This window comes from Candidatus Nitrosocosmicus agrestis (assembly GCF_008389435.1).
Classification (GTDB): Archaea; Thermoproteota; Nitrososphaeria; order Nitrososphaerales; family Nitrososphaeraceae; genus Nitrosocosmicus; species Nitrosocosmicus agrestis.
Genome location: NZ_VUYS01000002.1, coordinates 24,322 through 38,578, shown reverse-complemented (window position 1 = coordinate 38,578; position 14,257 = coordinate 24,322). Strand labels below are relative to the sequence as shown.

Genomic DNA, 14,257 nt, shown 5'->3' with positions numbered 1-14,257 from the left:
GTATTGTAAATGTGATTTTTGGCTAATTTCTTGGTTCAGATTCCATGTGTCTGCCATCACATTTAGAAAAATCTATCCCTTCCTTATCCTCAAATTGGATCTCCAATAACTCTTTACTTGACAACAATTCCTGCAAAAATAATTTGGAATTCTTGTAATACCTAGCATTGGAATCAGATCCAAATTCTGTTTCTTTTGTCGCTATTATTATCCTCGATTGTCCCAAAATTCTCAAATTGTATTTACATATTTTTCTTTCCACAATCCCATCTGAGTACTTTTAAGATAAAATGTAGGAAATCTATCCTCTAATATTCTGACAATCTCTAAGGATTTATCTGGATCTATCTGCAATAATGTTGACACCCCATTCCTTATGCCACCTAAAAAAATAATTACATAGATTACATTGGTTCCGTGTCACGATATAGAGTTGACACTCAAGATGGAAAGGTTGCTGAAAATCTGACAAGCTGAATATTTGTTGTAAAAAAAACATAATATTCCATAGCATAACAAAGGACACTATGCTTAATTCTTGCCATATAAGAAAATAAATGGCTAATCTCCAACTATGATATGAATAATATTTTCGATCGAATTAACCGTTCTCTCTATAAGCGAAAGATGCATTGATTTGATGAATAAACACATTAGTCACTGAGATTTGTTGATCTCAATATAAAGAATAGAATAACAAATGCGTGATAAAACTCATTTAATACCTTTTTATTGCTAATTCTCTATATCTTTTTTTCATTTACCAACCACGGAATGATCTTGTCCTTAATTTGAATTTACAATATGGGCAGTACACTTTTTCGTTCCGCCTGATGAAAATGTCAAAGTTGTACATCTCTTCTGCCCTTCCATATACCTAGAGCGAATATTGTGATCCCTTTTTGCTTTATATCTTCCACAAATACCATTACAGCTCATTTCTATTAGAACTTACTTTCATTGTAGTTTCAGAAGCGATAAAAACGTTGCAATAGACAAGCCACTTCGTTAATTTCTCGACATCTAACTAATGGGATATTCATAAATTACTATTCTCCAGATTTGAATCAATTTGCTACTCCTATATAAACAATAAAGAATAATAGAGACGATTAACGGAAATTGAGAAGTAAGGGAAATTGATTAAATAACAGTCTTAGAACCTTTCAATCAATTGCTATAGTAAGTCCCTTACTTCTTCTTGAAGAGAGGACCGTGCTGGGAATTCCTCGTCTATGAATTCTTATTTTTATTACAAGAATATCATAGGTATTTACATTCAGTGGTAATATTATAAAAGAACAGCTGGTAACAAAGCATGTCAAAATAGGAGGAAAAGGATAGATTAGACAATAGTAATGATATATTAAATATAATAGGTAAAGATCATTTTACATTGATTAAACCATTTGTCTCTATATTTTTGGTGTACTGCATTTTTGAGTGATGATTTAATAAGATTATTTCTTTCTTTTTTCAAAATCAAATTCATAGCCGGGCATAGGATGTTCGTACATACCTACAATAGGTTTGTCGCAATGAGGACAAGTTTGATAGTAAATTTCATAAGCTGATTTAATACCTTTAGTAAAGCCTGTTATACGTTGAAAGGTGAGCTCAAATTCACTATTACAATGTGGACAATTCATATGTATTAGTAGTAATATATCCATTCTTGGTAATAAACAATTATAAAATTTTCTTAAATATGAGTTGTTTTATCACTTGATCTTTTTTTCTTTATCTGATCTTCAGAAATTTATGATCTTCCTTATCTATCAATATAGCACAGAAGGTTAGATGTTTTCATGCTTAATGAATTCTTATCTTCATTTCAAAGATATAGCAAGATAGTCAAATCATCTAACTTGAATTTGTTTTCCGTAGGAGAGACAATTCGTTATATTTTTGTAGTCTATATACATGCTTTATAGGTTCTAGGATTTGGGCCACTAGTCCTGTTATGTTGAAATTTTCAACCATAACCTGTATTTTTCGATCTCTCAATATCTTCTACTACCATTCGGTTCATGTCATCACAACAACGCTCATTATAAGATATATCAAAAGTACGCCATTTTGCCATAATGGATTTTTGAAATCTATGGTGGTATCAATTACATCTATCTAATTGTTCGTTGTTATAATGGTATACAAACTGATTTGGCTTTTTAAACGTGTTTCAGGGAAAGGCCGTCTAAGCAGGTTCCAATTTTAGAATTACCGATCCGAAATGTGACATACTTATCGACTATGTATTCATTTAGGTAAATTGTCGACATTTACAAACAAGACACCGATGATCATAAAATTTTGGACCATGTGGTTCATTTCTGTGCTCAGTCTTGGTATGAATGCAATTCTTGCATACAATTATTTGAAGGCTATTTAATTCACTCACACTATCGATGTACATGATACATTATTAATGATTAGGTAAATCTAATACTGTCATAAGTCGATAATTATATTAGGTACCATAATCCAAAAGCATTTTAACTTTATTTAATATTATCGAATACCACCGCGGAGGTAGGATTTCACTGTTGTCAATTCTTTTCTAACTATTGGACTAGAAATGAAGTAAAATATTTTCAATTTGATTGTTACTGCTATGTTGGATACCATATTACTTGTTATGCTCACTTTTTCTTCATTGCAAATTGCTCAAAATCTTTTCGATTGCAGTTCACCTTCATATACTAATTATATGTTTAGAAATGGTAGTTGTCAGAATCTGGAGTACGGTTTAGCAAAGCTCGTTTGAAAAGATTCCCGGATAGAGTATTTGCTATAGTAATGACCAAATTGGTATTTGAGATTACTATTCCCCGTATTTCTCCAGCTGATGTATCATCTGAGTTGCCAAAAGAGTGGATGAGTCTGCTGCCTGCACTTTTAAGTTACGAAATTATTTTATCATTTTAGGTTTCTTCAGGATAAGCCGTGATGATAAGTTCCATTATATTGGGCGTTTTGAAGGGAATGTTAAAATCAAAAATGATAGGTTTATCAACATTTGTGTCTAATCAAAATATATGAGTAATGAAAATATTTCTGAAAGTGGTTCAACACAAAATGACAAATTAAAGAAAGAGATGTTAAAACCGGTAACTGAATCAGATTCCGAGGTAGAGGATGAATTGAAAGAGTTGGAAGTGGAGAATTCTGGAGGTGGCAAGGATGGTGGAGGCGGATGAAGTAGTCAGTAAAATTTGTTTCCCTTTCCACCCAATATGATACTAGTTGTAGTAATGAGATAGTTGAAAATAAAGGTATGGGAAAATTAAATTAATATTTTTGAAAAGATAATAGTTCTACTTACTTCCATGATTAATTAGATCCACCTTGAATTCGTTAATCAGTTTTTCTATTCTGTTAAATCTCCTTTCATACAGGTTATCAAAGTAGATCCGTCTCTGATCCTCAGACTGTCCACTAGTTGTTAGAAAATTAAGTTTCAATGCATCTTTTACCTGTTTTAGCTCGATTGAATCCTTTCCATATGTTTTTTCGATATCTCTTACAATCCTTCCCTGCCATCCATCATATTGTTCGGAAATGTTAGATTTTCGAATCTTATGGATATAATTCAATAAATTATCTAATACCTTAGAACGGTCATTCCCACTAATTTTCTCACCTCGCAACGTCGTAATTTTATTATCATTTGACCCTGTTTGATTCTTAACATCCGACGTTTCTATATTATTTATTATTGGAAAACTAAAATTTGTTGATAAATTGGAAGAAGGGGCTTTATTGTTTTTTACGATTGACATATTTATATAAATACTTTATTCCTATTAACTATGTTATAACGAATACCGTTTTCTAATCGAACTAAACATTGTAGAAACCATAATTGTGAGTGATTCCTTCATCAAGTAAAATTAATTTTCTCATGGGAATTAAAATAGGTAGTAGGCTATTATGGTGGGTTAGAGACACTCCTAATTGTACCCTTAACATAATTATAAATTGATTTGCCACGAATTGTGATATTTCAATCAAATATCATATCGAATACGAAAATGATCCCTCAATGTAGTCAAAATTGTATTAATTCTTCTCTGTATAAACAAATTGCCATGTTTTATAGTAATTAACAGTAGCGTGAACGGAATGGCGATATTATCCTTTTTGCGGTTTGTTTAAAACCGATAGGAGGTTTAGATTATAATACTATGGTAAATTAAATGGAGTTAGCTCATCTTAGGAAACGGAAGAAATTCTGTAGTCAAATGGTCCTGACTCGAGAAAACAGATTTTCTGCTAACCCTTCTCTATCTGTTGTTACTTCTTTAAGTATTTCAGACTATTGTATAGATTCCAGGTGTTCAATTGTATTGAATATGCGCATAATTTCATATATTTTGTCATTGTCCTTGTATGCAAGTCTAATCACCAAATTAATATCTGGCTGGCCCAAACGCACTGTAATTTCAAGAATACTTTTGGAATGTTGCTTGACTATTTCGCTTACAATGGTCTCGATATCTCCTTTTTAAATCTTTATCAAGAGATCTGCAACCCGCAATCCTACTCGATGAAAATCAATTACAAAACTTTTTTTCAATATGACTGAAGCCTCTATCTTACTTCTCCTTCTCCTTCTTCTTTGAATAGTGGATAGTGGAATACCTATTTTTTTTGATATTTCTAATGATTTAACCTCAGGATTCCTTATAATGTTTTTCAAGATTTCAATATTTATTTTATCCAAAAAAATAACTGGTTCTTCTGATTTATCAAATTCTAGTTTTTTCTCTCTTACTCTCTCGCTTTTGCTGACTTTGTTGCGAGGAGAATTTTGAGTAGTATTGTTGGTGGCGATTTTATGTGATCTTTTCGGCATATGTTGATGACTATTTTGATCTAATCATTTGATTTAAAAATCCTGAGGTGAATTATTAAAGTACAATGCATTTCTGCATAGTCAACAAAATTTCATCTTGAGATTTGGTAGATGGACTAGTGATAAATTTGGATCCATGAAAAATAAACTACTATAAATTTTATTTTATCACATAAGGCAGGAATGAAATCAAATGAATGTACCGGTATCTTACTATATTTCAATAATTTTAAGTAAATCAATCTATTATGCAGTGTAAATTATTGAATAAATTTATGTATGTTTATGCGCACTATCATTTTAAGTATTACTTTATCTTGAATCAGATAGAATATCCTGTATTCTAGCACTGCAAATAATTACTACTGACCACGATTCTGACTTTTACTAAACTTTCGTTCAACTAACTTTGCAAATAGCTCAGTTATCGTGTTAAAATCATTTTAGCGGTAACAATTTCATAAATCGGGAAATTGACAGGCAATTATATTACTATTAATCTATAATGGAATTTAGTATTGCAACTCGATTTAAATTTTTATGATTCAAACAATGTAAAAATAATAAAGTAATTTGAATTCCTCTGATCTGTGACTCTTTCTACCGAACCTGCATAGTATACTGAACTTACTCATACTGCATTTGATCCTACTCGAATAAAAAATCAAATAACCTTTGATAATAATTAGTTTCATCAACTTTTACCAAGAATCGTGCTATCATACCAAATGTAAATTATTGTCATTGTTTGGTATTAAAAACCGTTTGATACCCACACTTATATAGTATGTAAACTAACAGATGTTGTGTCAAAAAACAAACAAACAAACTCTAATTATTCAACTAATACCCATGAACAAAAAGACAGTATTAGCTTAAATCATAATAGTGATTATAAAGAATCAATTAACAAATCATTTGACGAAACCAAAGATAATATCAATAGATCAATAGATGAATCAAGAAATCAAATTCCACGAATCAATAGTGTAGTAAATAGTTATCAAGAACAATCACTGCAAACCGCAAGGGAGATTTCAGGTCAATATCTGGAATCTCAAAAACAAGTTATTAATTCACTCCAATCAGCATGGAGGCCATACAACGAGGCCTTTAATGGATATGCCATTAGCTTCTTTAGTCCTGATGCTGCAGTCAAAGCATATACAACATTTGTAAGTACAATTGCAGATAACACTGTATCGGCTATGAGACTTTCAAACAACGTTATCTTTTCAACCCTTGACGCCTGGAAGCCAGCACTACAACAAGCACAAGATCTTTCAGGATACATATCAAACACAGGTGTAAACGCAGCAAGAGTATTTGAACAAAACTTAAGACAAGTAGAGACAAACGTTAATGGTGTAGCAGCCAATTCAAACCTGAATTCATCTGCTAGTTCCACTTCAACAAGTAAGGATTCGACCACTTATTAGCAAAGATAAAGTAAAATCAAAAAACAAATAGATTCGTCTATTGGTTTTTCCCTTTGGATGGTAAACTCAAAGAATTATTAGTTTATTCACACAAGATTAAAATTAAATATATTTCTCTAACTTATTTTGTCAAGATTAGCAATTTATAGAAGTAATCCATTTCGTAGTTTGACTCGTGAAAATCCACACGATTTCCACCTTTTGGTATATTTGGTATGAAAGAATGGAATCACAAGAATGATTCAAATTTGTTTCACATATCACCGTACCAGATACCAATATATAGTAACTGAAGGATATACGATGGAAGACGAAATTGATGAAGTCGTCTTATCAATATTGTCCAAATATTTTTCCTATTATTTGAAATTCTACCCAATATTTCCTAATTTAATCACTTCAATACCCTAATCATTAATCTAACCATTGGTCAGAACAAGATTCTAATTATTCATCTGATGTAAAGAAAAGACTTTTTTTTATCCTGCTGGATCTAAATATATGGTATTACCTGAAATAGATAGTTTATCAATTACTTTATTAACAGATAATTATACTGACCGATTGTTACCTTCTGTATGCCCTTCTGCTCGCCCAGCCTTGGTAAAAAACGAGCAATTTCTTCCTCCACCACCACCTATTGCAGAACATGGATTTTCTGCATTTATAAGAGCCGTGTGTCATGATAAGGATAATGCCATTGATAATGAAAATATAGTTCTTTTTGATTGCGGGACCAGTGAAAATGGCGTCATCCATAATTCGGATATTTTGGGTATAGATTTTAACTCTATACATTCAATAGTGCTTAGTCATGGACATTTTGATCACTTTACTGGACTCTCACACATACTTGGAAGAATAGATAAACCCATGAGAATGATTTGTCATCCTGATGCTTTTCTAAAAAGATGGATAGTATTTCCTAATGGAAAGGATAAGGCAAGATTACCCTTCCTAAATATTGATGAACTAGAGCGACAAAAATTAAATATAATCTGCAAGAAAGGTCCTAGTCTTTTGTCTAAGGATGATATAGAGGATTACAAAGACACATTAAATCGCGAGACTGAAAATTCAATACCAACTTTAGTCATTACTGGTCAGATTCCACGACATACTACCTACGAAAAGGGATTTCCATTGCAATATAAAGAAGACCCTGCGAATGGTTGTCTCGTTCATGATCCATTAGTAAATGATGATCAAGCCATTATTGCTAATATCAAAGATAAAGGTTTGATAATTATAAGTGGTTGTGCACATGCTGGTATCATTAACACAATTAACTATGCGAAATCACTTACGGGTATTAACAGGGTTTTTGCAGTTGTAGGCGGTTTTCACCTAACAGGTGGAGGAATTTACGAAGATGCGATAGAGCCTACCATAAGAGAGTTAAAAACCATGAATGCAAATTATTTGGTTCCTTGTCATTGTACTGGTTGGAAGGCAACAAACAGAATTATTCAAGAATTCCCAGATAGATTCCTACAACCTTCTACTTGTACAACCTTTACATTCGATTCAACCACTAAATAATTAATATTTTTTTTAAAGTTTAGGAAACTCGATATTCTAATTTTCCGTGTTTAGTTGTCATGGATTAGAACAATTAATTTAGATCCTCATATAGTTTGGCAAAATGGCATAATACATTACTAATGGATCATATAGAAAATTTCTAATTAGTGTCGATATGACTTTATATAATGTAATTTATGATGTCAGATGTTTTGGTTTTAGATATGGATGGTTTTACTCATTTTATAAATATGAATCCTGATAAACTGATTATTATTATTTGAAGGATTTTTGAGATCAATCTAATATCTCGTATATAATTCGCTCATCTTATTGACATACCTGAAGTTCTAACGAGTAAACCTGATATGCCGGAACCATGTGTGATTACATTATTTCAGAACAGTATTCAACAATTATCATGTAATCAAGTAAAGAGACAAAAAATACATTGTATTTTGATTTAAAGTTTTTAATATCATTGTCAATATGCCAAGATGGAAAATCAAGTCAAATTTGTTTCACATACCACCGAACCCGCGTCAATTTAGTTCTTTTAGGGAATCTAAAAAAAAGAAAAATTTGTAAAATTTTAGAATTAGATCCCAAAGAAATGTAATAAAAACTATTATTGGTAGTAATTTAATTATAAACATGATATATTAAGAATGTTTGAATACTCCAAAATGTCCCCTCAAACTAGCGATAGTTATTTTTGTTGGTGGAGAATCTTCTTTGTCTTTTCAAATAACCCAATTTATGATTTATCTTGTTTCATTTGATTTTTCCCCTTTTTTACATCAAAATTATACAAAACAATATTTTATCAAATTATTTTGATTCGAATCAAACAAAGATATTGCTGCTAGTTGCAAGGTTACCTTTCTTAATGGATATAAATTATATCGTATACTTGAAATATCGATTTCATAATTTTTTGAAATACTAATACGAGTTTTGGAATAAGACGATAATGGGAATTTCGCTAAATTATAAGAAATGCCCTGGAATAATGCACAAACATTTAGATTCTCGTGAGAGAATATTTAGGAAGAAATGGGCAAAGATATTGAGATAGACAAATACGACCTAACGAAACATTTTGATTCAAAAATTCTCAATATCTTGATGGACCCACAGCAGCGAAAATTAAAAAATAAATATCTTGCAATTGCATTCTGGGATTTAAGTGGATTTACTGACTTGTGTAACAACCTAATTGATGAACCATTTGCAATAACTGAACTTTTAGAATTATATTTTCAAGAAGCAAATGATATTATTCATAAATATGAAGGAATAATTGACAAATTCATAGGAGACGGTGTTATGGCATATTTTGGTTATTCATCTAATGAAAAGGAGGAAATTGCCTCACAAGCGATTAACGCCGCACTTGATTTGAGAGAAAAATTTAAAGAAATTAAAGAAAGTTGGTCGGATAAACTTGTTACCAAATCCATAAATCTAGATGATGTTACCCTGATCTGTGGAATTCATATTGGAAATGTTTTGTTTGGCCTACTAGAGACAAAAAGTAGGAACCAGATAACTCTTGTTGGGTCTAACGTTAATTTTGCAAATAGACTCGAAGGAATAGCAGAAACAAATCAAATAATTGTTTCAAAGGAAATTATCGATCTTGTAGGAAATAAATATAATTTTGATGCGATTACACATGATATTTACTCTTATGGAAAAATAGAGGTATTTAATATTAAAGAAAAGAAATCAAATTAAACTAAGCGAATAGAATTCAATTACTAAAACCACCATTATGAACCGAATCAAGAAGAATTAAGGCTAGATGTGGTAAAGACCTAGTTTCTGCTTTCTTTTAAGAACGTCTCAGAGTATAGCACAATCTATAGAATAATCGACCGCCTCAGGGCACAAAGGTGGAATTGCTTTCCCATTCTTATCTTCCGTTTTTTCTATTGTTAAACTACCTATATTACAATTTGATATGACAAATTAAAAAGTGCTTTAAATCTTAAAGCGTTCCTTGTTGTTTTGACACATTTAAATGATAAGGGCTAGAAGGTAAACATAAAATATGATCCTAACCATCATTTTCTATAATATAAATAACTTTTCAATAAATCAATAGTATCGTTCTTCAACTTTTCAATTTCATATTCTTCATCAATAACTCTATAGAAGAATTATTCTTAAATTACATAAGCCATTTCTATATGTAAGATTTCATGCTACCCGATACATGTTATTTTTAATAATATTTTAAAGCTCATTAAAATTGGGCTTTACTCATATTCTCTATAATACTTGAAATTAACCGGATTGTTAGAGCGTATTCTGCTAAATTGTATATTTTTAATTTCCTTAGCCTGCATTAAACAATTTCTGTGTTTTCATTATCGCCCAACATCCAAAAAGATGTTCCCATATTCTATAGTATTACTCCGAGTGAACATTTGTTACCTAATTGCAAAGCAAAGTCTAAACTCACTGGAATATACTATTACTTTATCATTCTACTTATAAAAATTTCAAACAATCAGGTTCAAGCTTTTGCAAAAATAAAAAATAACTTTAGAAATAGAATTCGAGATATAATATGGTGTCTAGAACATTCTGCTCAATTAGAACCAGATAAAAATTTCGTAATTCGATTCATGTCGCATTGGGACCAGATAATTTATAGGCGTTAGTTATATGCAATTTGACATTCACTCCATATACTAAGTATTTCAAAACCTCGGAATTTTTATCTAGGATACAATAAAGGAGATAAGGATTATACAAAATGCAAAATAATTTGAACAAAATTCTGTATTCATAAAATTGATTATTCATTTAAATAAATATGCATACGAATGGAATTATATACACGATGTTAATGTACTAATAATATATTACATGCGCAATTTTCAGAAACCTTTCTAGCTACACTACCAATAACATGTAGTTTGGAAAGACCTCTCAATCCTACTGTACCCATTACCACTAGTGCAAACTTGTCATCCTCTATTTTCCTAATGATACTTCCAGGAGGATATCCTATAACTACTTCCACATTTATAGCTATATTTGGTTTATCCTTGTATTTTGCCTTTATTGTCTCCAAAGTTAATCGCATTTCGTTTTTGAGCATCTGATGTAGTTCCTTTAGATATACGTCCCGTGAAACCTCTTCGCCTGTAATCTCAGATCTGAATTTTAAGGTCTGCATCGTAGGAGGAAGCAATATTTCTTCTATTATATTAAAGAGCCAAATAGTTGAACCAGATGTTTCTGCTATTCTAACAGCATATTCTAGTGCTCTATCGGAGTATTCAGAACCATCATACGGAACTAATATGTTAGAATATGGCGGATTGTTTTCCTTAATTGTGTCCTGATGCACCAACATTACAGGCACTTGTGACAACTCCGAAACTTTTCTAGCTACACTACCTATAGCTTTTAGAGAACCAAATCCAGAGATTTGTTTTCTTCCCATGATAATTGCGTCTATATTCGTCTTTTTTGCAAATTCAAGTATTTCCTTACTTGGAGAACCTATACCAATTTGTACATCAAAAGAGATATTTTCTGAAACCAATTTTTCTGATCTATCCTTTAGGAGGGCTTCAGCTCCAGTTTTAAGAAGACTAATGATATTTTTCTTTGACTGTTCTACGTCAGAACCGCTCTTTATGAACGAAAGAAGTAAACTGGGTGGAACAATTTGCTCTTCTACCACAAACAACAAAGTTAATTTAGAATCAAACATCTTTGCAAATCTAATAGCCTCATCTAATGCAATATCAGATATTTCTGTTCCATCGTGTGGGACCAAAAGGTGAGAAAAATGTGATTTACTCAATTATAGTCTAAAATCATGTGTTAATAATATTTAAATTTACATTCACCGAATTTATGGGATAGTAATAATTTATAATTCATTATTTGACTAATAAAAAACAACGAATGATTCTGCCAGTAAAGGCAGAGAAAATTGGTGCGCTTCCATGGGCTTTTTTTTTGCAGCTATGATTTCTTTGTCAACTGCACTAGGTATTCCACAATCTGTCATATAATCATCAAAGTCTTGTTTTTGAAAATTTCTAACTGTGCTGAATTCTGGAAGCAGGCAGGTCTAATATATAATTTCTATTGACAAAAGCATTGATAATCAAAAGTGGTGTAGGATCAGATCTAACAGTATGTTTGTCATGTGTAGTTAGATTCGGATCTGATTTTTTTGCTTATCCATCTCTTCCTCATATCTTCCTAGACCATCATAATCGACATTGGGAGGCAAATCATAATGAAACAAAGGATATTTATTTTTAGAATGGATTTTGTGATGAGTCATGTATACTGTATCTCTTATAGGCTCGATAAACATATTATCCCAATAAACATTTACACTAGATATTTGTTGATACAATAGTCCTGTACCTATGACCTTTACAAGGTTAGAATATACTTCAATAAATTCTGAGAGAGAAATTACAAAAGTTTTTTCCCTAAAGATAGTATCAAATTTCTCATGTATTTTAGAAAGTATTATTTTTTCAGTCTTGTAAAAATCTTGTTGTTTTTAATAGTTAAGGAACAACAAGTTTCTGTCATTATCCATAACCTGCTTTTTGATTTCCTTTATCTCCTTTCTGGCATCCGTAGATGGTACGGATAGAGCGTCTATAAATGCACTATTTAATCTTGAAAAAACTCGATTGAAGAAACAAAAGTATCAACATAGGCTTCCAATAGTCCAAATTTATTATGATAATTATCAGTATTAGTAGAGATATCAGTTTTTATGGTTGCAACGTCAGTACTCTTGTTTGATTTAGTATTAGTGTTTATATTCGTATTCTATTTTGAAGAGTATGTTAAGAGAGTCGTAAAGTATATGTGTAATTGATTCATGCCGCAACATAGGTAATCTCAACTGTAAGGATTATTTTTGGGCAAGATACATTGTATCATAATGCAATTAGATGAATTTATTACTGTATGATTGCGATCTTATCTTGTGGCTGAAGAACTCTCTAAAATAATGGTTTGTATAGATGGATCTGAGGCTTCAATTAAGGCCGCTAGAAGGGTTTTAGAGATGGCAAAAAAATATGAAGCAAAGGTTGTGGCAATTTATATTTCATTTATTCCAAATTATTTGAGACGCCTACCTCAATATGCATGGGAAGAACTGCAAGTTTATGATGTTGAGCAGATGCAAGAGTGGTTAAAGGATATTGTTATACAGGCTAATGAACAAAATATTCAATTTAAGACTTTGGTAAGAGAGACTACATCATCAGTTGTTAAAGAAATAATCGATGTTGCCGACGAAGAAAGGGTCGACTTGATTGTTGTAGGTAGCACAGGAAAGTCAAGGCTCGATAGAATGTTGGTTGGAAGTGTGGCTCAGGGTGTGATGATAAATGCAAAATGTTCTGTTCTATTAGTAAGGTAAATGCGAATATACTAAAATTAGGTTGAATGTGAATAATACTATTATCTCATATTATCTCGATATTGGACCTAATGTACTAATACAATTAACGAAGACTTTTTTTATTCTTTGACTTTGCCTATACCTATACCAAAAGCCCTAATTGATTCCACATACGATGGGAACAAGAATGATAGATAATATTGTTATCATGACCATAGAAATAATATCTAAAGATATTCCAGCTTTTGCCATTTCTCTTGAAGTTACGTGTCTACTTGAATAGACAATTGCATTTGGAGGATTGCCTGCAGGCATGATAAACCCATAGCTTGAAGCTGCAGCAACAAGAGCTATAAACAAGATAAGACTTAGCCCAATGGAGATATTGAAAGAAGTAGAAGTAGATAACAACAATGCTGCTGAGGCCGTATTGTTTATCATTTCTGTTGGTAAAATTGCCCATATCACAAAAGCAAAGATGATAATTGTATAAGACGTATTCTTAAGAAGCTTGAGTTGAGAAACGATTCAATCATCAAGCCTCGTAGATGTAAATCCATATGCAAGAGCTAACCTTCCCCCTATCAATATCAAAACACCCCAAGGTATTGTCACTGCTGTATTCCAGTCTAGTAATGTCGTGACAGTTGAACTCCTGTTTTGAGTTCTTATTATGTTGTATATTGTCTTGACCTTTATCAATAAGTTTAGCAATGTCAAGACCTCTTTGAACGTTATTTTTTTCTACTCGATGACCTTTTTGTTACGATGGAATCATAAAAAGTAAATTTCTGAGGCTATTGCTATCGTAGAGTCATCTACTTTAGGGACGATATCCTTACAAAATACCCTATCTGTTATCCATGGGGTAGAGGTCATAAAGAACACCAGAGCTACTATCTTTTCATCCCGGTTCATTGGTCCAAGTTCCCTTATTTTTTTTTGCAATGGCGTCTTTTTTTAAGATATCTGATTTCATGCTACAAATTTTGGAACCATATCTAATCCTTATTTGGATGTAAGATC

At 31.6% G+C, this 14,257-nt stretch carries 15 protein-coding genes; 6 read left to right on the top strand and 9 right to left on the bottom strand.

The window, feature by feature from the left end; genetic code table 11:
* Positions 1-22: 22 nt before the first annotated feature.
* Together F1Z66_RS01120 and F1Z66_RS01115 are read right to left on the bottom strand one after the other, a co-directional pair.
* Positions 23-262 carry a hypothetical protein gene (locus F1Z66_RS01120; RefSeq protein WP_149861769.1) on the bottom strand — a complete coding sequence of 80 codons (240 nt, stop codon included), beginning with the start codon at positions 260-262 and terminating at the stop codon, positions 23-25.
* A 1,198-nt stretch (positions 263-1,460) separates the two neighbouring features.
* Positions 1,461-1,673, bottom strand: coding sequence for a hypothetical protein (locus F1Z66_RS01115; protein WP_149861768.1), 213 nt, complete (start codon positions 1,671-1,673; stop codon positions 1,461-1,463).
* Positions 1,674-2,727: 1,054 nt separating this feature from the next.
* Here F1Z66_RS01115 and F1Z66_RS01110 point away from each other — a divergent pair.
* Positions 2,728-2,928 (top strand): TMEM175 family protein, encoded by a 201-nt coding sequence (locus F1Z66_RS01110; protein WP_149861767.1) that lies wholly within the window; start codon positions 2,728-2,730, stop codon positions 2,926-2,928.
* A gap of 110 nt (positions 2,929-3,038) precedes the next feature.
* Positions 3,039-3,200: a hypothetical protein gene (locus tag F1Z66_RS15135; protein WP_154670460.1), complete on the top strand. Its 162-nt coding sequence runs from the start codon at positions 3,039-3,041 to the stop codon at positions 3,198-3,200.
* 117 nt (positions 3,201-3,317) lie between these two features.
* Here the strand turns inward: F1Z66_RS15135 and F1Z66_RS01105 are convergent, their stop codons facing one another.
* Together F1Z66_RS01105 and F1Z66_RS01100 are read right to left on the bottom strand one after the other, a co-directional pair.
* On the bottom strand, positions 3,318-3,782 hold the full coding sequence (locus tag F1Z66_RS01105; RefSeq protein ID WP_149861766.1) for a hypothetical protein: 465 nt from the start codon (positions 3,780-3,782) through the stop codon (positions 3,318-3,320).
* A 725-nt stretch (positions 3,783-4,507) separates the two neighbouring features.
* Entirely contained in the window at positions 4,508-4,858 is a 351-nt protein-coding gene (locus tag F1Z66_RS01100; RefSeq protein ID WP_149861765.1) for a winged helix-turn-helix transcriptional regulator, read from the bottom strand.
* A gap of 806 nt (positions 4,859-5,664) precedes the next feature.
* Here F1Z66_RS01100 and F1Z66_RS01095 point away from each other — a divergent pair.
* From F1Z66_RS01095 to F1Z66_RS01085, 3 genes are all read left to right on the top strand, one after another.
* Entirely contained in the window at positions 5,665-6,297 is a 633-nt protein-coding gene (locus F1Z66_RS01095; RefSeq protein ID WP_149861764.1) for a hypothetical protein, read from the top strand.
* A 501-nt stretch (positions 6,298-6,798) separates the two neighbouring features.
* On the top strand, positions 6,799-7,839 hold the full coding sequence (locus tag F1Z66_RS01090) for an MBL fold metallo-hydrolase (protein ID WP_149861763.1): 1,041 nt from the start codon (positions 6,799-6,801) through the stop codon (positions 7,837-7,839).
* Between the two features lie 1,038 nt (positions 7,840-8,877).
* Complete coding sequence (locus tag F1Z66_RS01085; protein ID WP_149861762.1) at positions 8,878-9,561, top strand: adenylate/guanylate cyclase domain-containing protein; 684 nt, start codon at positions 8,878-8,880, stop codon at positions 9,559-9,561.
* A gap of 1,117 nt (positions 9,562-10,678) precedes the next feature.
* On the opposite strand, the gene F1Z66_RS01080 is transcribed toward F1Z66_RS01085, so the two are convergent.
* Together F1Z66_RS01080 and F1Z66_RS01075 are read right to left on the bottom strand one after the other, a co-directional pair.
* The gene (locus tag F1Z66_RS01080; RefSeq protein ID WP_149861761.1) at positions 10,679-11,650 is read right to left on the bottom strand and encodes a universal stress protein; all 972 of its coding nucleotides are present in this window, start codon (positions 11,648-11,650) and stop codon (positions 10,679-10,681) included.
* Between the two features lie 357 nt (positions 11,651-12,007).
* On the bottom strand, positions 12,008-12,217 hold the full coding sequence (locus tag F1Z66_RS01075) for a hypothetical protein (RefSeq protein ID WP_149861760.1): 210 nt from the start codon (positions 12,215-12,217) through the stop codon (positions 12,008-12,010).
* Between the two features lie 591 nt (positions 12,218-12,808).
* Between F1Z66_RS01075 and F1Z66_RS01070 the strand changes: the two genes are divergently transcribed.
* Entirely contained in the window at positions 12,809-13,249 is a 441-nt protein-coding gene (locus F1Z66_RS01070; RefSeq protein WP_149861759.1) for a universal stress protein, read from the top strand.
* Between the two features lie 138 nt (positions 13,250-13,387).
* Here F1Z66_RS01070 and F1Z66_RS01065 read toward each other — a convergent pair whose 3' ends face one another.
* From F1Z66_RS01065 to F1Z66_RS01055, 3 genes are read right to left on the bottom strand one after another with little or no spacing between them, the layout of a single operon-like run.
* Positions 13,388-13,711 carry an anion permease gene (locus F1Z66_RS01065; protein WP_255437876.1) on the bottom strand — a complete coding sequence of 108 codons (324 nt, stop codon included), beginning with the start codon at positions 13,709-13,711 and terminating at the stop codon, positions 13,388-13,390.
* Positions 13,712-13,759: 48 nt separating this feature from the next.
* Positions 13,760-13,951 (bottom strand): hypothetical protein, encoded by a 192-nt coding sequence (locus tag F1Z66_RS01060; protein WP_159357379.1) that lies wholly within the window; start codon positions 13,949-13,951, stop codon positions 13,760-13,762.
* Between the two features lie 54 nt (positions 13,952-14,005).
* Positions 14,006-14,179 carry an anion permease gene (locus tag F1Z66_RS01055; protein WP_195907441.1) on the bottom strand — a complete coding sequence of 58 codons (174 nt, stop codon included), beginning with the start codon at positions 14,177-14,179 and terminating at the stop codon, positions 14,006-14,008.
* Positions 14,180-14,257 lie beyond the last annotated feature (78 nt).